Source organism: Bacillus sp. YKCMOAS1 (assembly GCF_030268125.1).
GTDB lineage: Bacteria > Bacillota > Bacilli > Bacillales > Bacillaceae > Bacillus > Bacillus safensis.
Genome location: NZ_BSEI01000003.1, coordinates 164854 through 184874, shown reverse-complemented (window position 1 = coordinate 184874; position 20021 = coordinate 164854). Strand labels below are relative to the sequence as shown.

Below are 20021 nucleotides of genomic sequence, written 5' to 3'. Positions count from 1 at the left end.
TTATGTTCATTGAAAAACCCGCTTTATTTGCGAGGATATTCATTGACAATTGTTTTGTTCGTTAGTTAAACTCTTTAATAGTTAAACACTTAAACTAAAAAGGAGTAGCGTATGGAACAAAATAAAATTGCCCAGCTCATCCAGAGGTATGCAGATGTCTATCTCATGATGGAGAAAAAAGTATCGAGTATGATCACAGAAAAGCTTGATAAAGAGCTGACGCTTGATCAATATTACTCCCTTCGATACATCAATTTACATCCGGGGTGTACATCAACGGATCTGGCTTATGTATGTAATGTAAACAAAAGTGCTGTAACATCCATGACCAATCGTCTTTTTACGAAAAACTATATTTTTCGTGAACATGATCAAGCTGACAGAAGAAATGTTCACCTGTACGTCACGCCAGAGGGCAAAGATGTAGTCAGCCGAATGGAAAAGCAGCTTCAAGACCTAGTTCGATCTTATTTTGAAAAGCTTGAAGAAAAAGAAATGGAATCATTTATTCAAACATATGAAAAGATCTATCAAGTGATCATCGAAGAGGAGGCACAAAGTACTAATGAGAGCAATCATAAAGGGTAGATGGCTGATCACGATCCTGTGGGTCGTATTAGCGGCAGTGTTACTCATCACCGCTCCTAATATGGCGCAATTAACAAAAGAAAAGGGGCAAATTTCTGTACCAGACGGCTATCCGTCCTCATATGCCAATCAGTTATTAAAGAAAATGTCTGAAAACGGCGATACAGAAAAATCAATCATCATTGTCTTTCAAGAAAAGAACATTGTAAAAGAAAGAGAAACTTCTTTAAAAAAGGCAATGGACATTTTAGAAAAGGATCAAGACCTCCACATAGAGGACATCACTTCTTACTTTGAAGCCAATAAAGATATTAAAAAACAAATGCTCTCCAAAGATCAAACGACACTTCTTGTTCCAGTTACATATGACTCAAACAAAATCAAAGCGTCTGATTTTAAAGAAAGAGTCAATGAAAAGCTGAAAAGCTTAAACCTGAAATTTGAAATGACAGGGCAGCCGTTAATTGATGATGATGTTATCACAAGTTCGCAGGAAGGCTTGAAGAAAACAGAATTCATTACGATTGGGTTTATTCTCGTCGTCCTTGTTCTTGTCTTTAGATCAGCTGTGGCGCCTTTCGTTCCGTTAGTCGCAGTGGCACTCTCTTACTTGGTGAGTCAATCGATCGTGGCTTATTTAGTAAAATATGTAGACTTTCCGCTCTCGACCTTTACTCAAATCTTTATGGTCGCGATCATGTTTGGAATTGGAACGGACTACTGTATACTGCTTCTCAGCCGCTTTAAGGAAGAGATCGCACACGGTAAAGATAAAATTGAAGCGATTCTCATTACGTATAAAACAGCAGGAAAGACCGTCTTATTCAGCGGAATTGCGGTTCTAATCGGTTTTACATGTATTGGTCTGGCACAATTCCAGCTTTATAAATCAGCTGTTGCAGTAGCAGTCGGGGTTGCTGTGCTCATTGTGGCCCTTCTCACGATTGTACCGTTCTTTATGGCGGTTTTAGGAAAGGTGTTATTTTGGCCGATTAAAGGCGATATTGCTCACCCGCAGTCAAAAATGTGGGAAACAGCAGGCCGCTTTTCATTTAAGAAACCGCTTTTCAGCTTATTAATCGTAGGAATCATTACACTTCCGCCCATTCTGATGTATAAAGGAACCCTTTCTTATAACAGCTTAGATGAAATTGGTAACAAATACGAATCGGTCAACGCATTCAATACCATTTCTGACAAGTTTGGACCGGGTGAAGCACTTCCGGCAACAGTGGTCGTGAAATCAGCTGATGTTTTAGACAACAATGAAGGGCTGATTGCCATCGAAAAACTTAGCCGTGCAATTGAACAAACAGATGGCGTCAGCAAAGTCAGAAGTGCCACCCGTCCTGTCGGTAAAGGGCTGAGTGATCTGTACGTGAAATCACAAGCCAAGGAACTGAACACAGGGCTTGATAAAAGCAATGAAGGATTGAAAAACATCCAAGATGCACTGACAACAATGAGTCAATCCATTGAGGATCAAACGCCGCAAATCAAATCATCAGGAAAAGGGATTAACCAGCTGATTTCTGGTACAGAATCAGTGCAAACAGGCATTCAAAATGTTGAAAAACATTTAAGGGATTTGCAAGACGGAATTGATCAAAACAAAAAAGGTGTAGCAACCATTAAAGCTGAAATCAAAGGTGCGAAAAAGGAATTAATGGCTCAAGTCGCACAAGTGAATCAGCAAGTTTCACTGTATAAAAGCATTTCTAAAGAACTAAAGGCGGCGTTAGCGCAAGTGGATACATCATCCTCTGCCGCAGCAGATGTAAAAGCGTTAATCAAACAAGCAAATACACAATTTAGTACACTGGAAAAGCAAATCCCGCAGGTAAAAGAAAATCAATCGTATCAAGCGATCAAAGCTTCGTACAATGAACTTTCTGCGACTTTGCAAGAAGGGGCGAAACAGGCAGACAGCTATGCTAAACAAGCGAAAGAAGCTAGAAAGCAGCTTGAAGCAGCTGATGCCTTTATCGCAAAAGCTTCAGAGCAGCAAAAAGTCTTGACGAGTCAAATCGATGAACTCATTGCTGGCTTAGATGCAGTTGAAACTGGACTGGATCAAACGTCTAAAGGCCAAGGACAATTAGCTGATAGTATGCCAAAGCTTGCAAATGGAGCGGGCGACATCATTAATGGTCAAAAGCAAATGAAAGAAAAGATTGGCGGCTTTGGGGATGATCTGACAAAGCTGACAGATGGCCTGAACAAAAGCGTAACTGGACTTGAGAAAATTTCGAGCGGCTTAATGGGTGCAGGTGACTACTTAGACGAACTGAAAAATGCACCAGATCAAGACATGGCCGGCTGGTTTATTCCAAAAGACGTCTTAAAAAATAAAGCGTTCAAGCAAGTATTTGATTCATACATGTCAGATGATCGCAAGATGACAAAAATTGATGTCATTTTAGAAAAAAATCCATATGGAAATGAAGCTCTGTCGACAATAAAACAAGTGGAAGCTTCTGTTGAAAGGGCACTTCCTGAAACAAACCTAAAAGATGCGTCATTTGGTGTTTCAGGTGTATCAAGTATGAACGCTGATCTGAAACAGCTGTCAGACCAAGATTTCAATAAGACAGTGCTTTACATGATGATTGGTATTTTCCTTATTTTGGTGATCTTGTTCCGTTCGCTTGTTATGCCGCTGTACTTGGTAGGTTCACTCATATTGACTTACTTTACAGCAATCGGTATAACAGAATTTATTTTCACCCATTTCTTCGGATATCCAGGCATTAACTGGGCTGTACCATTCTTTGGATTTGTCATATTAATGGCGCTCGGAGTCGATTATTCGATTTTCTTAATGGAGCGGTTCAATGAATACAAAACAAAAGACATCCAGTTTGCCATGACCGAATCAATGAAAAATATGGGGTCTGTCATTATGTCTGCTGCTGTTATTCTGGCAGGAACATTTGCCGCAATGCTTCCATCAGGTGTGCTGTCTCTCTTGCAGATTGCAACACTTGTCCTCACAGGACTTTTATTGTACGCACTCGTTGTGCTACCATTGTTCGTACCTGTAATGGTGAAATTGTTCGGATCAGCCAACTGGTTCCCATTTAAACGAAAAGAATAGTTATTCTATATAGAAAGAAGGAATCAATGTGATGAGTCGTTGGGCGCTGATAACAGGTGCCAGTGGCGGGATTGGGCAGGCAGCAGCCAAAAAGCTTGCCCAAGAAGGCTGCAACCTAATGCTTCATTATCATAAAAATGAACAGGCAGCTATGCGCCTCGCCGCTCATTTGGATGAGGCATATCACATTCAGACGCATGTCGTTCAAGCAGATTTAGCTATAACGGGCGGAGCAGATGAGCTTGTCAGCCGCCTGCCACTCTGTCCAGATATACTTGTTTTAAATAGCGGCAGGAGCCATGTCGGATTGGTGACAGACACAGAAAAAGATGTATTAGCCAGTATGGTGCAGCTTCATGTCACAAGTCCATATGAGCTTACCCAATCCCTTTTACCTGCCATGATCCAAAAGAAAGCAGGCCATATCATTGCGGTCAGCTCGATATGGGGAGAAACGGGAGCATCGTGTGAAGTGCTGTACAGCATGGTCAAAGGTGCGCAAAATGCTTTTATAAAAGGATTAGCAAAAGAGCTTGCCCCAAGTGGAATTAGAGCAAATGCTGTCTCCCCAGGTGCTGTCAAAACAGACATGATGAATAGTTTTACGCAGGAAGACATCGCAATGCTGGAAGAAGAAATCCCGCTTGGCCGGCTTGCATCGCCTGAGGAAGTTGCCGATGTCATTTGGTTTCTCGCCTCAAAACAGTCAAGTTATATCACAGGTCAAATTTTATCTGTTAATGGCGGCTGGTACTGTTAAAAAACGTGTATAATTCGTCTCTCCATGACAAAAGCTATGGCTGTAATTCATCTTTTCGAATGGAGGAATCGACATGTCTGTACTTGAGAACTGGGACCATTGGAAAAACTTTTTAGGTGATCGCTTAAATCATGCGCAGGATAAAGGTTTAGAAGATGAGACCATCAATAACCTTGCATATGAAATTGGCGGATATCTAGCTAACGAAGTTGAGGCAAAGAACGAGCAGGAAAGAGTACTTGCTGACCTTTGGAGCGTTGCATCAGAAGATGAGCAGCGTGCCATTGCAAATATGATGGTCAAGTTAGTTGAAAATAATAGCTCGCACTAAACAAAAAGAGGGGTCGTTTGTGCCTCTCTTTTTATTTTAACCGTTTCACAACATTGTGCTTTCTAAAAATGTGAAAATGCTTTATGATAAAGGAAGGTAAAAATTTGCCACAATGAAGGGGGTAATATCATTTGGCAAAGCTCGAATGGTATTTTGAATATGAGATACAGGTAAACCGTCCCGGACTTTTAGGAGACATTTCTTCTCTAATGGGGATGCTTTCAATTAATATTGTGACAATCAATGGTGTTGATGTATCAAGACGCGGAATGCTTTTACGCTGTGACCACACAGATCAAATTAAGCGGCTTGAATCAATTTTAAATACAATGGAAACGATAAAAGTAACGAAATTAAGACAGCCAAAGCTTCGTGACCGCTTAGCTGTTCGTCATGGAAGATACATACAGCGTGATGCGGATGACAAAAAGACGTTCCGTTTTGAAAGAGACGAGCTCGGTCTTCTTGTTGATTTTATGGCTGAACTCTTTAAAAAAGAAGGACATAAATTGATTGGGATTCGCGGTATGCCGCGTGTCGGAAAAACAGAATCAATTGTGGCTTCAAGTGTTTGTGCAAGCAAGAGATGGCTGTTTGTATCGTCTACTCTTTTGAAACAGACGATCCGAAGTCAGCTGATCGCAGATGAATACAGCCCAGATAACGTCTTTATTATTGATGGGATTGTATCGACAAGAAGAGGTTCTGAGAAGCATTTGCAGCTTTTAAGGGAAATTATGAGACTGCCGGCAACAAAGGTGGTCGAGCATCCAGACATCTTTATTCAAAATTCAGAATATACAATGGATGATTTCGACTATATCATTGAATTGCGTAATAGCGCAGACGAAGAGATTACATATGAACACGCTGAAGAACCACAAGTGTTTGATCATTCTGGTTTTTCTGGCTTCGATTTTTAATATGGTAATGGTAGGTGTTTGTTTTGACTGAATTGGGAAAACGGCTCGTTGAGGCCAGAGAGGAAAAAGGGATGTCGCTGGAGGATCTTCAGACGGTTACCAAGATCCAAAAGCGCTATTTGCTAGCAATCGAACAAGGAAACTATGATATTATTCCAGGTAAATTTTACGTCAGAGCGTTTATTAAACAATATGCCGAAGCCGTTGGACTGAATCCTGAACAATTGTTCGAAGAGTTTCGTAAAGATGTTCCAAGCACGTACAATGATGAAGTATCTGATAAATTATCGAATATTAAGCCGCAAAGAGAGCTGCCAAAGCCTGCCTCGAAAGTCCTTGAATTATTGCCGACAATTTTAATTATTGGAGGCATCATTGTGGTCATCGCCATCATTTATGTGATCGTGCAGGCGGTCAATCATGATAGCGGACAGAAGAATAATCAGGTGGCCCCTCAGCAATCAGAATCTAAATATGAAGTATCTGAGGATTCATCTCTTGCAAAAGATCAAAAGAAAAAAGAAAAAACTTCGTCAGATGATAAAGAAAAATCATCTAAAAAAGACGATTCATCAAAAGACGATGAAACTGTCTCTTTAAAGGCTACGAATACAGAAGGCTCGACAACAACGTATGAAGTATCAGGTGCAGACGAAATGGAGTTAACCATTTCTGCTTCGCAAGCTTCATGGCTGCGCGTAAGAGACGAATCTGGAAAAGTGCTGAAGATGGGTGAACTAAAAGATGGCGAATCGTTTAAAACAGACCTGTCTGATCTTTCTCAGGTCGATATCCGTCTAGGCAATGCGTCTGGAATTGATATCAAGGTAAATGACGAGACACTTAAGTACGAATTAGACCCTAAGAACACCATGACACAAAACATTGTGATTGTGAATAAAGGAAAGGAAAAGTCATCTTAAGCAAGTAGATGACTTTTCTTTTGTTCCTACTATTATATATACATAAAAAATTGCATTATTGGAGGATTGGATTTCATGTTTAACTTACCGAATAAAATAACTCTTTCTAGGATCGCCTTGATCCCTATTTTTATGATCATTATGCTTGCACCGTTTGATTGGGGTGTCGCACGCTTTGGCGACGTCAGCATCGAAGTGACGCACCTTGTTGGAGCGATCCTGTTTATTGTCGCTTCAACAACAGACTGGATTGATGGATACTACGCACGTAAACTTAATTTAGTGACGAACTTTGGTAAATTTTTAGATCCGCTTGCAGATAAATTGCTTGTTTCAGCTGCTTTAATTATACTTGTTCAATACAATCTCACACCGGCATGGATGGCGATTGTGATCATTAGCCGTGAATTTGCTGTAACTGGTCTAAGGCTTGTATTAGCCGGAGGCGGTGAAGTAGTGGCGGCGAATATGCTTGGAAAAGTGAAGACATGGGCGCAAATCATTGCGATTTCAGCACTTTTACTGCATAACCTGCCGTTTGAACTTGTATCATTTCCGTTTGGTGATCTAGCGATGTGGGTAGCGGTGTTCTTCACTGTTGTCTCAGGCTGGGATTACTTTGCGAAAAACTGGGAAGCTTTAAAGAATTCTAATTAAAAAGGACGTGTACGCTTTGAAGTCAGAGAGAAAAGCAGAAATTATTGCAGTCGGTTCCGAACTCTTGCTAGGGCAAATTACGAATACGAATGCACAATTCATCAGCAAACAACTAGCTGAAATTGGTGTGAATGTTTATTACCACACAGCAGTTGGTGACAATCCAGAGCGTTTAAAACAGGCCATTCAGGTAGCGCAGGAAAGATCTAATTTTATTATCTTCTCAGGTGGTCTTGGACCAACCAAAGATGACTTAACAAAAGAAACAATTGCGAGCACGCTTGGTAAAGAGCTTGTACTAAATGAAGAAGCATTTGAATCGATTCAAGACTACTTTCGAAAGACCGGCCGCGATATGTCACCGAACAACCGTAAGCAGGCACTCGTTCTAGAAGGATCAGATGTGCTCGTGAACCGTTTCGGGATGGCTCCAGGTATGTTTGTTCAAGAAGACGATACGTTTTATATGCTTCTTCCTGGACCGCCAAGTGAATTGCACCCGATGTTTGAAAACGAGGCAAAGCCCCTGATTTCTGAGAAGCTTGGCTTAAAGGAAAAAATTGTGTCTGTTGTTCTGCGCTTCTTCGGAATCGGTGAATCGCAGCTTGAAACAGACCTAGAAGATTTAATTGATGCTCAAACCAACCCGACGATTGCACCACTCGCATCTGACGGTGAAGTGACGCTAAGGCTGACTGCTAAGCATGAGGATGAAAAAGAAACAGAACGTCTGTTAAAAGAAACAGAAGCGCAAATTTTAGCGCGGGTAGGAGAGTACTTCTACGGATATGGGGATACATCACTTGTCCGCGAAGCGTCCAAAGCCTTGCACGAGCACGGGAAAACAGTAGCAGCAGCAGAAAGTCTGACTGGTGGAATGTTCTCCGAATGGCTGACAGATCTCGAAGGAGCATCATCCATTTTGAACGGTAGTGTGGTTTGTTATACAAACCAAGTAAAGCAGCAGGTACTTGGCTGCCGGGAGGAAACACTGTCTTCTTATGGTGCTGTCAGCAAAGAGTGTGCTTTAGAGCTTGCTGAAGGGGTTAGAAAGCTGACCGGAAGTGATATTGGCATTAGCTTTACGGGTGTAGCAGGACCTGATACCCAAGAGGGTCAGCCTGTTGGAAAAGTGTTCATTGGACTATCGATGAAAGACCAGACGGACGTGTTTGAATGGATGTTTACGGGCAGCCGGTCAGGCATTCGAAAGCGCGCTGTGAAATATGGTCTACATCACTTACTCAACTTATTAAAAGAGAGTTAATTTTGTTTTTTGTTAGGTTTACTCCTTTATAAAAGAGCGTTTTTTCTAATAGAAAACACTCTTTTCTTAAAAAATCTGCCAAGAAAAAATCGAATATGTGTTCGTTTTTTTCTTGGCAAATGACGTAAAACAAGGTATAGTATAGATAGTGGAATTGATAAAGGAGGAAACAATAGAATGAGTGATCGTCAAGCAGCCTTAGATATGGCTCTTAAACAAATAGAAAAACAGTTTGGTAAAGGCTCTATTATGAAACTAGGAGAGCAAACAGATACACGTATTTCAACAGTACCTAGTGGTTCATTAGCACTTGATACTGCGCTTGGAATAGGCGGATATCCCCGAGGCCGTATTATCGAAGTATATGGTCCAGAGAGTTCTGGTAAAACGACAGTAGCCCTTCATGCCATTGCTGAAGTTCAGCAGCAGGGAGGACAAGCTGCATTTATTGATGCAGAGCATGCACTCGATCCAGTTTACGCTCAAAAACTAGGTGTCAACATTGATGAACTGTTACTTTCTCAGCCGGATACAGGAGAGCAAGCACTTGAAATTGCAGAAGCTCTTGTCCGCAGTGGGGCAGTTGATATTGTTGTGATTGACTCTGTAGCTGCTCTTGTACCAAAAGCAGAGATTGAAGGAGACATGGGTGATTCACACGTTGGTCTTCAAGCACGTTTGATGTCCCAAGCACTTCGTAAACTATCAGGTGCTATCAACAAATCAAAAACAATTGCCATCTTTATTAACCAAATTCGTGAAAAAGTTGGGGTCATGTTCGGTAACCCTGAAACAACGCCTGGTGGACGTGCGCTGAAGTTCTATTCGTCTGTTCGTTTAGAAGTGCGCCGTGCTGAACAGCTGAAACAAGGCAATGATATTATGGGGAATAAAACGAGAATTAAAGTGGTGAAAAACAAAGTAGCACCGCCATTCCGTATTGCGGAAGTAGACATTATGTACGGTGAAGGGATCTCAAAAGAGGGAGAAATCATCGACCTTGGAAGCGAACTAGATATCGTACAAAAGAGCGGTGCTTGGTATTCTTACCAAGAGGAACGTCTTGGGCAAGGCCGTGAAAATGCGAAACAGTTCCTAAAAGAAAACAAAGATATCATGCTGATGATCCAGGAGCAAATTCGCGAGCATTACGGTTTGGATAATAACGGGGTAGCGCAGCCGGAAGCTGAAGAGGCGCTAGAACAATTAGAATTAGAATAAAAATTAAATCAGTATGAAATGATAAAAAAGGCTGAGTGAAAAAACTCAGCCTTTTTTTTATTTTGCAAAAAACTTTCGACAACTTTTTCAGTACTTCATCCGTCTAAAGTGTACAAAATGGCATTTATTTTGGGAGGAAAAACTAATGACAAGCCCGACCCGCAGAAGAAATACAAAACGTAGCCGGAAACAACCAAGTCAGAAGGGAAAAATTGTGCTTGTTTTTTTAGTAGCGATGATTTGCTTAACGATGTGGAATGTGCTTCATCGAAATAGTGAAGAGAAGAACCCGTTTCAAAAAACTGCAATAGCTTTAGAAAACAGTCAGAAAAAAGAAGTCAAAAGGAAAACCGCCAAAAAATCAGAGGAACAAATCAAAACAGTGGACCGCAATCACAAAATCAGCAGCTATTTAAAGGAGATTGGTTTCAGCGGAAGCTCCATGATTGTTAGAAATGGAGAAATCGTAACAAATAAAGGTTTTGGTTATGCAGACCGTAAACGAAAAATTCGAAATAATCCATCAACATCTTTTTATGTCGGTTCGTCACAAAAAGCGCTGATTGCAACCGCCATTTTACAGCTTGAGGAAAAGGGGAAACTTCAGACAAGTGATCTGGTAAGCACGTATTTACCTCATTTCCCTAACGGACATACAATTACTTTGAAAAATCTGCTTACACATACATCGGGAATAAACGGACATATTGAAGGAAACGGCGCAATTACTCCGGACGAATTAATAAAAGACATAGAACGTCAGGGAATTAATCGTCAGCCGGGCGTATGGAGCTACAAGGATTCCAACTATTCTGTTCTTGCTTATATTGTTGCTGAAGTAAGCGGTGAGTCCTATGAACAATATATAAAGAATCATATTTTTAAACCGGCGGGAATGACGCATGCAGGCTTTTACAAAACATATAAAAAAGAACCTTATCCTGCTGTCGGGTATAAGCTGAAAGGCAGCAAAGCGGTTACACCGTATATGCCCGATCTATCTCAGCTGTACGGTGCTGGAGATATTTATATGAGTGCTATAGATATGTACAAATTTGACCAAGCCCTGATTGACGGCAAACTGTATTCGCAGAAGAGCTATAAAAAGATGTTTACGCCAGGAAGCAGCTCCACATACGGAATGGGATTTTATGTTGCTCCCGGTAGCTATTCAAGCCATGGTGTCATGCCGGGCTTCAACATTTTGAACAGCTTTAGCAAATCTGGTCAAACCATCGTTGTTTTGTTCTCCAATATACAAAATAACACTAAACTGGGCCAAGTGAACAATAAAGTATATCAGCTGCTGAATCAAGAATAATTCTGATCTGCTTTTGCAAACGCTAAGATAGCTAGCTTGACAAGTATTTCCGACACAATTACAATGGGAATGTATCACTTGTTTTTCTTAACATGATTGATAACTAATTTAAACTTGACAAGGGCAGTGAGGATCTCATTCCCTGTGAAGGCCCTGTATGTTGAGACACAAAACAATGTACATGCCGACACTTTATTTGTAAAACCAAGTTCATAGCAAGAGGAGGTGAAAATATGTCGCCTACGATGTTTACGATCATCTCCATTTTGCTGAGCCTAATCTGTTTAGTTGTTGGCTACTTTGTTCGTAAAACCATTGCAGAAGCAAAAATATCCGGCGCAAGAAACATGGCCGAACAAATTGTTGAGGATGCAAAGCGTGATGCGGAAGCATTGAAGAAAGAAGCGCTCTTGGAAGCGAAAGATGAAATTCATTCGTTTCGTGTAGAGGCGGAGCAAGAAGTTCGTGAAAGACGAAATGAGCTTCAAAGACAAGAAAACCGTTTACTTCAAAAAGAAGAAAATCTTGATCGCAAAGACGAATCTTTAGATAAACGGGAGTCCCTGTTGGAGAAGAGAGATCATTCTCTGAATGAACGACAACAACATATTGAAGAGATGGAAAGCAAAGTGGATGATATGATTCGTTTGCAGAAAGCCGAGTTGGAACGCATTTCAAGTCTAACTCGAGATGAAGCGAAACAAATCATTCTGGATCAAGTTGAAAATGAGCTTTCCCACGACATTGCAGTCATGACGAAAGAATCTGAAAACCGAGCGAAAGAAGAGGCTGACAAAAAGGCGAAAAACATTCTTTCACTTGCGTTACAGCGTTGTGCAGCTGATCATGTAGCTGAAACAACGGTATCTGTAGTCAATCTTCCAAATGATGAGATGAAAGGTCGTATTATCGGACGTGAAGGACGAAATATCCGTACGTTAGAAACGTTAACTGGTATTGACTTGATCATAGATGATACACCTGAAGCTGTTATCCTATCGGGCTTTGATCCGATTAGACGTGAAACAGCGAGGATAGCTCTGGACAAGCTAGTCCAGGATGGCCGCATTCATCCTGCACGAATTGAAGAAATGGTGGAAAAATCACGCCGTGAAGTCGATGATTATATCCGCGAGATGGGTGAGCAAACGACATTCGAAGTCGGAGTTCACGGTCTGCATCCGGATCTGATCAAAATTCTCGGCCGCTTGAAATTCCGTACAAGTTATGGACAAAATGTCCTGAAGCATTCAATTGAGGTTGCACATCTTGCAGGTCTCATGGCTTCAGAGCTTGGAGAAGATGCAAAGCTTGCAAAACGAGCAGGTCTTCTGCATGACATTGGAAAAGCCATTGATCATGAAGTAGAAGGAAGCCACGTAGAAATTGGCGTTGAGCTTGCGACGAAATATAAAGAGCATCCTGTTGTCATCAACAGTATTGCCTCTCACCACGGTGACCAAGAACCGACATCTATTATCGCTGTTCTTGTTGCGGCAGCTGATGCATTATCTGCAGCACGCCCTGGTGCAAGAAGTGAGACGCTTGAAAATTACATTCGGAGACTTGAGAAATTAGAAGATATCTCTGAATCTTATGAAGGTGTTGAAAAATCGTTTGCGATACAGGCTGGACGTGAAGTACGTATAATGGTGAAGCCAGATTCAATTAATGATCTTGAAGCTCACCGTCTAGCAAGGGATATTCGTAAGCGAATTGAGGACGAGCTCGATTACCCTGGTCACATTAAAGTGACAGTCATTCGAGAAACTCGCGCAGTAGAGTATGCAAAATAGAGCGGTGCGCTTAGCGCCGCTTTATTTTTTTGTGTAAATATGCAACACTGATAAGAAGATCAATTTATAAGAGAAAGGGTTCAAAAGCGCATGAAAATATTATTTGTTGGAGATATCGTCGGTTCACCTGGCAGAGATACACTGAAAGAATACTTGCCAAAGCTGAAGAAAAAATATCAGCCGCACTTTACCATTGTCAACGGAGAAAATGCTGCTCACGGGAAAGGTCTGACTGAAAAAATCTATCATGAGCTCCTGCAAGCAGGAGCTGATGTGCTCACAATGGGCAACCATACTTGGGATAAAAGAGACATTTTCGATTTCATCGATGACGCAGCCCATATGGTCCGTCCTGCTAACTTCCCAGAAGGCACACCTGGAAAAGGTCTCACGTTTATTAAAAAACAAGGAAAAGAATTGGCTGTCATTAACCTGCAAGGACGTACGTTTTTACCGCCAATTGACTGCCCATTTCAAAAAGTAGATGAATTAATTGCGGAAGCATCCAAACGGACACCGTTTATTTTTATTGATTTTCATGGTGAAGCCACAAGTGAAAAGCAAGCAATGGGCTGGTATACAGACGGCCGTGCATCATGTGTCGTTGGAACGCATACACATGTTCAAACAGCAGATAACCGCGTATTGCCAAAAGGAACTGCGTATATTTCAGATGTTGGGATGACAGGACCTTATGATGGCATTTTAGGTGTTGACCGAGAAACGATTATTAAACGATTCAAAACAAGTCTCCCAGTCCGGTTTGAAATTGCAGAAGGCCGCACAACGTTGAGTGCAGTAATAGTAGAAATTGACGAACAGTCGAAAAAAGCTGTCAAAATTGATCGAATTTTGATAAATGATGACCATATTTTCTTTGAATAAATGTTCACATATTTATTTCAGAAAAATATTAATCAGAAAGAAGGAATATGCGCCCTCTATCGTGAATATAGTAAAAATGGTAGGTAGCCTGCTATTTTTGAAAAACATTTTGGGGATGGATTTTCAAAAAAATAGCATCATCTAACAAAGATTGTTCTAATGAACACTCACTTATCCATTGTAAATTTAAGGGGGAGCAGAAATGGAAATTTTAAAAGTTTCAGCAAAGTCAAATCCGAATTCAGTAGCAGGAGCATTAGCGGGCGTTTTACGTGAACGCGGTGCAGCAGAAATACAAGCAATCGGCGCTGGAGCACTGAATCAGGCGGTTAAGGCTGTCGCCATTGCAAGGGGATTTGTTGCGCCAAGCGGAGTGGATTTGATATGCATTCCAGCCTTTACTGACATTCTGATCGATGGAGAAGAAAGAACAGCCATCAAATTGATTGTTGAGCCACGATAATTCTAATTTTATTATTTTCAACCTGCTTACATCATGTAAGCAGGTTGTTTTTGTTTACCGCTATACATTTCTTATATAACATATTCAGTTCGTGAAATAGATAAAAATGACATATTAGAGCTTGCATTTTTTCACCATGATGATAAATTAAGGTTAAGTTGAATTTACTTCATCAAAAATAAATATTTAAGTAGGTGAAATAATGTTCGAAGCTTTTTTGAAAAGAGGAAAGCTTGTTTTTATTTTATTTTTTATCGTTCTCATTGCTGGCGGCTATTTATTCGCGCAGCTTCCTAAACGAGAACTTCCAGAATTCGAGGCGAATCTCGTCACGATTTCTACCGTTTTTCCTGGTGCAGATGCAAAACAGGTGGAAAGAGACGTCACCAATAAGCTGGAATCAGCTTTATCTGATATCAATGGTGTAGAGAAAACGAGCTCGGTTTCTGCCATTGGTTTCTCAAATGTTGTGCTTGAAATTGAGGATCAAGCCGACTTTCAAAAGGTGGCAAGTCAAATTAAGAATGAAACGACAAGTGCTGCGTCATCTTTTCCTGACGGAGTGATGGAGCCGGATGTAAAGGATGAGTTCGGCAGCGTACCCGTTGGTTCTTATATGATTGTGTCGAGTCAATCATCGGACTTAGCAAAGAGTCAGAAATCGCTGCGTGCATTAAAGAAAAAAGTAGAGGACATCAAAGGGGTAGACAATGTCGTTATCAAAGGCTTCAATGACAAACAAGCGATATTAAACTTAGATTCAAACAAGCTGGAGGGTGAAGGGTTCAATGTAACTGATGTCACAAATGCCATCAATCAGGAATTTGATACATCTCCACTAGGCGATATTCGGGCAGGTAAAGAGAAGGTCAAGCTGTCCATCGATACATATGACCGCTTAGATCAAGTCAAAAAAATTGAGCTTTTCTCAAAAACAAAACGAGAGCCGGTCAAAATTAGTCAGCTTGGCAGCTTAAAAGAAGTAGAAAAAGAGAAAAGTGATATTGTGTCCTATAACGGAAAGCCCGCCTATTCATTTACAGTGAATATTAAACCACGGCTTGATATTCCTAAAATGTATGACAAAGTCAATGATGTCATTGAGAAAGAAAAGCAGCTGCCAAATGGGGTGGAGTGGGTAGACTACTATTCACAAAAAAGTGAAGTGGATGCCATTTTCAATGATTTAATAAAAGAAGCCATTGTTGCAGTCATCGCGGTCATTATCGTTACTACACTTGGACTCACGATTGGCGGGGCGTTTATCGTTTCACTCGCCATTCCGCTATCCATTACAATTGGAACCATTCCGCTGCCATTTTTACAAGTGGATCTCAATCAAATTTCGATCATCGGCTTTATCATTGCCTTAGGGATACTTGTCGATGATGCGATTGTCGTCAATGATAATATTTTAAGACAAATGAAAAAATACGAAAGTCCGCTTAAAGGAACAATTGCTGGCGTAAAAGAAGTTGCAGGGTCTATTTTGACATCAACTCTTGCTGTTGTATTTGCTTTCCTGCCGCTTCTTTTCTTATCAGGTGCAAACGGTTCATTTATTCGGGCATTACCGTCTGTTCTAGTAACGACTGTGCTTGCGTCCATGGTGATTTCGCTGACACTTGTGCCGGTCTATCAATATACTGTGAACAGGAAAAGAAAGAACAAGAAGAGTCAAAAAGAGCCGGGCTTCCTAGGAAAACCATTAAAAAGTCTGGCGGATTTCTATGCAGACCGTGTGCTGAAAAACATTGTGAAGCGGCCGCTCGTTATTGGACTAAGTGGCTTGCTTGTTGCAACGCTTGCTTTTTTACTTATTTTCGTCACACCATTTGAATTTTTCCCTGCGGCAAATAAGAAAGAAGTGGTCGTCACTGTCACGCTTCCAAGTGAAACAACATTAGACAAAACAAATGAAACACTAAAGAAAATAGAACAAGAAATTAAGCAGCAAAAAGGCATTGAAGAAACGGCGATTTTTGCAGGCGGCGGGGTGCCGAATCTGTTTAATGAAAGTATTTCAAATGCAAGTGACCACACCGGTCAGATTGTTGTAAGAGTAGACAATGATCAGATGACAAGTAAGGCATTGATTGATCGTATGACCGAGCCTTTGCGAGAGAAATTCAAAGAGGCTGATCTCTTTATGAAAACCATTGTTCAAGGACCGCCAACTGGAGCGCCAGTGACAGTAACAGTTGCAGGTGACTCTTTTACAAAGCTCATTGATGTCAAAGAAACGCTGACAAATGAAATGAAAGACAAAGGAGCAAGCTTGATTACAGATGATGTCAATAAGCCGGCGAAAACGATTTCCTTTGAATTAAACCGTGAGCGAATGGCAGAGGATGGGCTCAGTGCTCAATTTGTCAGCAGACAGCTTGGGCTTGTGACAGAAGGGATTCCATTAGGTACCTTTAAACAAGGAACAAATGATATCGATTTAGTGGTGAAACAGGATACAGGTACACATCAAAATGGTTTAAAGCTAAAAGAATTGAAAGTGCCTGTGAAGACAAACGAGGGTGGTATGCCTCAACTTGAGCCGCTTAGCCGATATGTAACAGAAAAAGAAACAGAGCAGTATGAAAGCATTCCACATGAAAATGGAGTTCCAACCATTACGCTAAAGGCGTATCCCGGCGCATCAGATTCGTTTAAAGACGATATGAAAGAAGTCGTTAATCAAGTGGGGAAAAGCGCGGCAGCGAAGGATTTGACCATTTCACAAGGTGGAGAAAATGAAAATCAGACCCAGTTCTTTATTGAAATTAGTCTCTTATTTGCGGTTGTCCTGCTGCTCATTTACGTGACCATCGCATTCCAGTTCAATTCATTGATGCTTCCACTGTTAGTTCTAGGAACGGTTTACTTAGCCGTATCAGGAGCCATTATCGGACTGTTTGTCACACAAACGCCATTCAGCTTTATGGCAACAATGGGAATTGTCTCATTGGCTGGTATTGTCGTTCGAAATGCGGTCGTCTTATTCGAATTTATTGAACAGCGGCGCAAGCAAGGATTTGATCAACAGACAGCTGTCATTGAAGCGGGAAGAGCAAGGATTAGACCGATACTTTTAACAGCATTTACGGCACTAGTTGCATTAATGCCTGTTGCATTAAGTCATGATCCACTCTTTAAGCCGCTGGCCATCTGCATTGTATCGGGTGTCTTTTTCTCAACGATTCTGACATTATTTATTGTGCCAGCCCTATATGTTGCCGTTTCAAAGAAACGCTGACGATGAAAGTAAATCTCCTTTCAACCGGAGATTTGCTTTTTTTTAGAAAAATATCTAAAAAAATATGTGGGGTGTTCATTTGTCTTTATCTAGTAGACAGTGGTGTTTACGACTAAAATAAGTCGTGTTAAAATCTGATTGGGAGAAGTTTTTTAACAAAGGGGTTGTACGTCATGTGTGGAACGATGAAAGCAATTGTTAAAAAAGAAAGCGCTTACGGAGCGGTGCTGATGGAGATGCCGATTCCAGAAATCAAAGATCATGAAGTCTTGATCCAAGTGAAAGCCACTTCGATATGCGGAACAGACGTGCATATTTATAATTGGGATGACTGGGCTAAGGGGCGAGTCAAAGCGCCCTACATTTTTGGACATGAATTTACAGGGGAAGTTGTCAAAGTGGGGAAGCAGGTCTCACGAGCAAAAGTAGGGGACTTTGTATCAGCTGAGACGCATGTTGTATGTAATCAATGTTATATGTGCTTAACAGGGCAGCAGCATTTGTGCAGTGAAACGAAAATTTTAGGGGTAGACATTGATGGCTGTTTTGCTGAATATGTCAAAATACCTGAACAAAATGTGTGGCATAATCCGGCTCAAATGCCAGTTGAACTTGCCTCTATACAAGAGCCGCTAGGAAATGCTGTCCATACAGTACTGCACACACCTGTTTCAGGTAAATCTGTGGCGATTTTTGGCTGCGGACCAATCGGCTTAATGGCAATCGCTGTCGCAAAAGCTTCTGGAGCTGTTCAAGTGTTCGCCGTTGATAAAAATGAATACAGGCTCGATCTTGCCCGAAAAATGGGTGCAGATCATATTGTGGATATTGGAAAAGATAATCCAGTCGCGATGATTAAGCAGCTCACCCGGATGGAAGGGGCAGACGTAATGTGTGAGATGTCAGGTCATCCAGCTGCCATTAATCAAGCACTCGAAGCTTGTGCAAATGGAGGAAAGGTCAATATACTAAGCTTGCCAGAACGGCCAGTGACAATTGATATTACGAACCAAATTGTTTTTAGGGGATTAACCGTGCAAGGGATCACGGGGAGAAAAATGTTTGAGACGTGGCGTCAAGTATCTGAGCTGTTAAGAACGAATACCATTGATGTAAAGCCAGTTGTCACTCATACACTGCCATTTGAAGAGTTCGAAAAGGGATTTGAACTTATGCAAAGCGGTACGTGCGGAAAAGTCGTACTGATGATGCCATCATATCAAAGGGGGAAGAAATGATGAAGGAATTCACGTATTTACAAGATGAATTGGAAACAATGAAGCAGCAGGGCACCCACCAAACCTTGAAAGAGATCGACTCAAAACAATCATCCACTGTAACATTAAATGAACAACCTGTTATACAACTCTCCTCAAATAACTACTTAGGCCTCACCTCGCACCCAAGGCTGATGAAAGCAGCAAAAGAGGCGATTGATGAATTCGGAGCGGGTACAGGATCCGTTCGAACCATCGCCGGCACAATGACAATGCATGAACGTCTTGAAAAAAAGCTTGCTGCATTTAAAAAGACAGAGGCAGCCCTTGTGTTCCAATCAGGCTTTACGACCAACCAAGGGGTTTTATCGAGTATCCTGACAAAAGATGATATTGTCATTTCGGATGAACTGAATCATGCCTCAATTATTGATGGAATCCGATTAACCAAAGCAGATAAAAAGGTATACAGTCATTCCAATATGGAAGAGCTGGAGAAGATTTTGAAAAAATCAATGAATTATCGCGTCCGTCTCATCGTAACAGACGGTGTTTTCTCAATGGATGGTGATATCGCGCCACTTCCTGAAATCGTCAGGCTAGCAGAAGCATATGATGCATTTGTCATGGTAGACGATGCGCATGCCTCGGGCGTGCTTGGCGAGAATGGCCGCGGGACAGTCAACCATTTTAAACTCGACGGCAGAGTGCACATTCAGGTCGGGACACTTAGTAAGGCTGTCGGAGTGCTCGGCGGTTACGTAGCTGGTTCAGCGGTTTTAATTGATTATTTAAAACATAAAGCAAGACCGTTTTTATTCAGCACCTCACATCCGCCAGCTGTGACTAGAGCGTGTGAAGAAGCGATTGAAGTGCTGTTAGATGAACCGGAGCGAATCGATACACTTTGGGAGAACGCCGCTTATTTTAAAGAAAAGGTCATCAGCCTTGGATTTCAAGTTGCCCCAACAGAGACACCGATTATCCCAATCATGATTGGAGACGAAGCACTTACTTTTCGTTTCTCAAAAGCTTTAATAGAACGAGGTGTGTTTGCTCAAGGCATCGCCTTCCCAACAGTAGCAAAAGGCAAGGCAAGAATTAGAGCCATCATCACAGCCGAGCACACAAAAGAAGAACTAGACCGGGCACTGACAATCATTGAAGAAGAAGCAAAAAAACTAAACATACTTGATTGAGAGAGCGCAGGCTCTCTTTTTCTTTTTATGAAAAATGGTTATGACTAATAGACAATTTTCATAGAAGAACCGTATATGATTTATTTTCAATTCATCACAAAATAGTCTATACTGTAGGGTGGAACT

At 41.3% G+C, this 20021-nt stretch carries 16 protein-coding genes; all 16 read left to right on the top strand.

Going from position 1 to position 20021, the window contains the following annotated elements; genetic code table 11:
* Positions 1 to 111 precede the first annotated feature (111 nt).
* Positions 112 to 588, top strand: coding sequence for a MarR family winged helix-turn-helix transcriptional regulator (locus QSJ46_RS10020; protein ID WP_041084797.1), 477 nt, complete (start codon positions 112 to 114; stop codon positions 586 to 588).
* The gene (locus QSJ46_RS10015; RefSeq protein ID WP_285604676.1) at positions 566 to 3685 is read left to right on the top strand and encodes an MMPL family transporter; all 3120 of its coding nucleotides are present in this window, start codon (positions 566 to 568) and stop codon (positions 3683 to 3685) included. The genes QSJ46_RS10020 and QSJ46_RS10015 overlap by 23 nt, the downstream gene beginning before the upstream one ends.
* A gap of 31 nt (positions 3686 to 3716) precedes the next feature.
* Positions 3717 to 4445 (top strand): elongation factor P 5-aminopentanone reductase, encoded by a 729-nt coding sequence (gene ymfI / locus QSJ46_RS10010; protein WP_285604790.1) that lies wholly within the window; start codon positions 3717 to 3719, stop codon positions 4443 to 4445.
* Between the two features lie 73 nt (positions 4446 to 4518).
* Entirely contained in the window at positions 4519 to 4776 is a 258-nt protein-coding gene (locus tag QSJ46_RS10005; RefSeq protein ID WP_024424114.1) for a DUF3243 domain-containing protein, read from the top strand.
* Between the two features lie 131 nt (positions 4777 to 4907).
* Positions 4908 to 5699 carry a DUF3388 domain-containing protein gene (locus QSJ46_RS10000; protein WP_003211480.1) on the top strand — a complete coding sequence of 264 codons (792 nt, stop codon included), beginning with the start codon at positions 4908 to 4910 and terminating at the stop codon, positions 5697 to 5699.
* Between the two features lie 23 nt (positions 5700 to 5722).
* Positions 5723 to 6622, top strand: coding sequence for a helix-turn-helix domain-containing protein (locus QSJ46_RS09995; RefSeq protein WP_047202207.1), 900 nt, complete (start codon positions 5723 to 5725; stop codon positions 6620 to 6622).
* 75 nt (positions 6623 to 6697) lie between these two features.
* A complete protein-coding gene (gene pgsA, locus QSJ46_RS09990; protein ID WP_285604675.1) occupies positions 6698 to 7279 on the top strand; it encodes a CDP-diacylglycerol--glycerol-3-phosphate 3-phosphatidyltransferase in 582 nt (193 codons plus the stop codon).
* Positions 7280 to 7295: 16 nt separating this feature from the next.
* Complete coding sequence (locus QSJ46_RS09985; protein ID WP_107163704.1) at positions 7296 to 8546, top strand: competence/damage-inducible protein A; 1251 nt, start codon at positions 7296 to 7298, stop codon at positions 8544 to 8546.
* A 177-nt stretch (positions 8547 to 8723) separates the two neighbouring features.
* Positions 8724 to 9767 (top strand): recombinase RecA, encoded by a 1044-nt coding sequence (gene recA / locus QSJ46_RS09980; RefSeq protein WP_047202210.1) that lies wholly within the window; start codon positions 8724 to 8726, stop codon positions 9765 to 9767.
* Positions 9768 to 9912: 145 nt separating this feature from the next.
* Positions 9913 to 11088 (top strand): serine hydrolase domain-containing protein, encoded by a 1176-nt coding sequence (locus QSJ46_RS09975; protein WP_285604674.1) that lies wholly within the window; start codon positions 9913 to 9915, stop codon positions 11086 to 11088.
* A gap of 233 nt (positions 11089 to 11321) precedes the next feature.
* Positions 11322 to 12884, top strand: a complete 1563-nt coding sequence (gene rny / locus QSJ46_RS09970) for a ribonuclease Y (protein ID WP_003211958.1) — start codon at positions 11322 to 11324, stop codon at positions 12882 to 12884.
* A gap of 90 nt (positions 12885 to 12974) precedes the next feature.
* Entirely contained in the window at positions 12975 to 13769 is a 795-nt protein-coding gene (locus QSJ46_RS09965; protein ID WP_047202212.1) for a TIGR00282 family metallophosphoesterase, read from the top strand.
* A gap of 202 nt (positions 13770 to 13971) precedes the next feature.
* Entirely contained in the window at positions 13972 to 14232 is a 261-nt protein-coding gene (spoVS, locus tag QSJ46_RS09960) for a stage V sporulation protein SpoVS (protein WP_003211281.1), read from the top strand.
* Positions 14233 to 14434: 202 nt separating this feature from the next.
* Positions 14435 to 17479 carry an efflux RND transporter permease subunit gene (locus tag QSJ46_RS09955; RefSeq protein WP_285604673.1) on the top strand — a complete coding sequence of 1015 codons (3045 nt, stop codon included), beginning with the start codon at positions 14435 to 14437 and terminating at the stop codon, positions 17477 to 17479.
* 173 nt (positions 17480 to 17652) lie between these two features.
* A complete protein-coding gene (gene tdh / locus QSJ46_RS09950) occupies positions 17653 to 18717 on the top strand; it encodes an L-threonine 3-dehydrogenase (protein ID WP_285604672.1) in 1065 nt (354 codons plus the stop codon).
* Positions 18714 to 19895 carry a glycine C-acetyltransferase gene (locus tag QSJ46_RS09945; RefSeq protein WP_212039853.1) on the top strand — a complete coding sequence of 394 codons (1182 nt, stop codon included), beginning with the start codon at positions 18714 to 18716 and terminating at the stop codon, positions 19893 to 19895. The genes tdh and QSJ46_RS09945 overlap by 4 nt, the downstream gene beginning before the upstream one ends.
* Positions 19896 to 20021 lie beyond the last annotated feature (126 nt).

Coding starts and splice junctions, on each gene's coding strand:
- tdh (WP_285604672.1), top strand. CDS start 17,653: ATGTGTGGAACGATGAAAGCAATTGTTAAAAAAGAAAGCGCTTACGGA.
- rny (WP_003211958.1), top strand. CDS start 11,322: ATGTCGCCTACGATGTTTACGATCATCTCCATTTTGCTGAGCCTAATC.
- QSJ46_RS09945 (WP_212039853.1), top strand. CDS start 18,714: ATGATGAAGGAATTCACGTATTTACAAGATGAATTGGAAACAATGAAG.
- recA (WP_047202210.1), top strand. CDS start 8,724: ATGAGTGATCGTCAAGCAGCCTTAGATATGGCTCTTAAACAAATAGAA.
- spoVS (WP_003211281.1), top strand. CDS start 13,972: ATGGAAATTTTAAAAGTTTCAGCAAAGTCAAATCCGAATTCAGTAGCA.
- QSJ46_RS09965 (WP_047202212.1), top strand. CDS start 12,975: ATGAAAATATTATTTGTTGGAGATATCGTCGGTTCACCTGGCAGAGAT.
- QSJ46_RS10015 (WP_285604676.1), top strand. CDS start 566: ATGAGAGCAATCATAAAGGGTAGATGGCTGATCACGATCCTGTGGGTC.
- QSJ46_RS10005 (WP_024424114.1), top strand. CDS start 4,519: ATGTCTGTACTTGAGAACTGGGACCATTGGAAAAACTTTTTAGGTGAT.
- QSJ46_RS09955 (WP_285604673.1), top strand. CDS start 14,435: ATGTTCGAAGCTTTTTTGAAAAGAGGAAAGCTTGTTTTTATTTTATTT.
- QSJ46_RS10020 (WP_041084797.1), top strand. CDS start 112: ATGGAACAAAATAAAATTGCCCAGCTCATCCAGAGGTATGCAGATGTC.
- QSJ46_RS09975 (WP_285604674.1), top strand. CDS start 9,913: ATGACAAGCCCGACCCGCAGAAGAAATACAAAACGTAGCCGGAAACAA.
- ymfI (WP_285604790.1), top strand. CDS start 3,717: ATGAGTCGTTGGGCGCTGATAACAGGTGCCAGTGGCGGGATTGGGCAG.
- pgsA (WP_285604675.1), top strand. CDS start 6,698: ATGTTTAACTTACCGAATAAAATAACTCTTTCTAGGATCGCCTTGATC.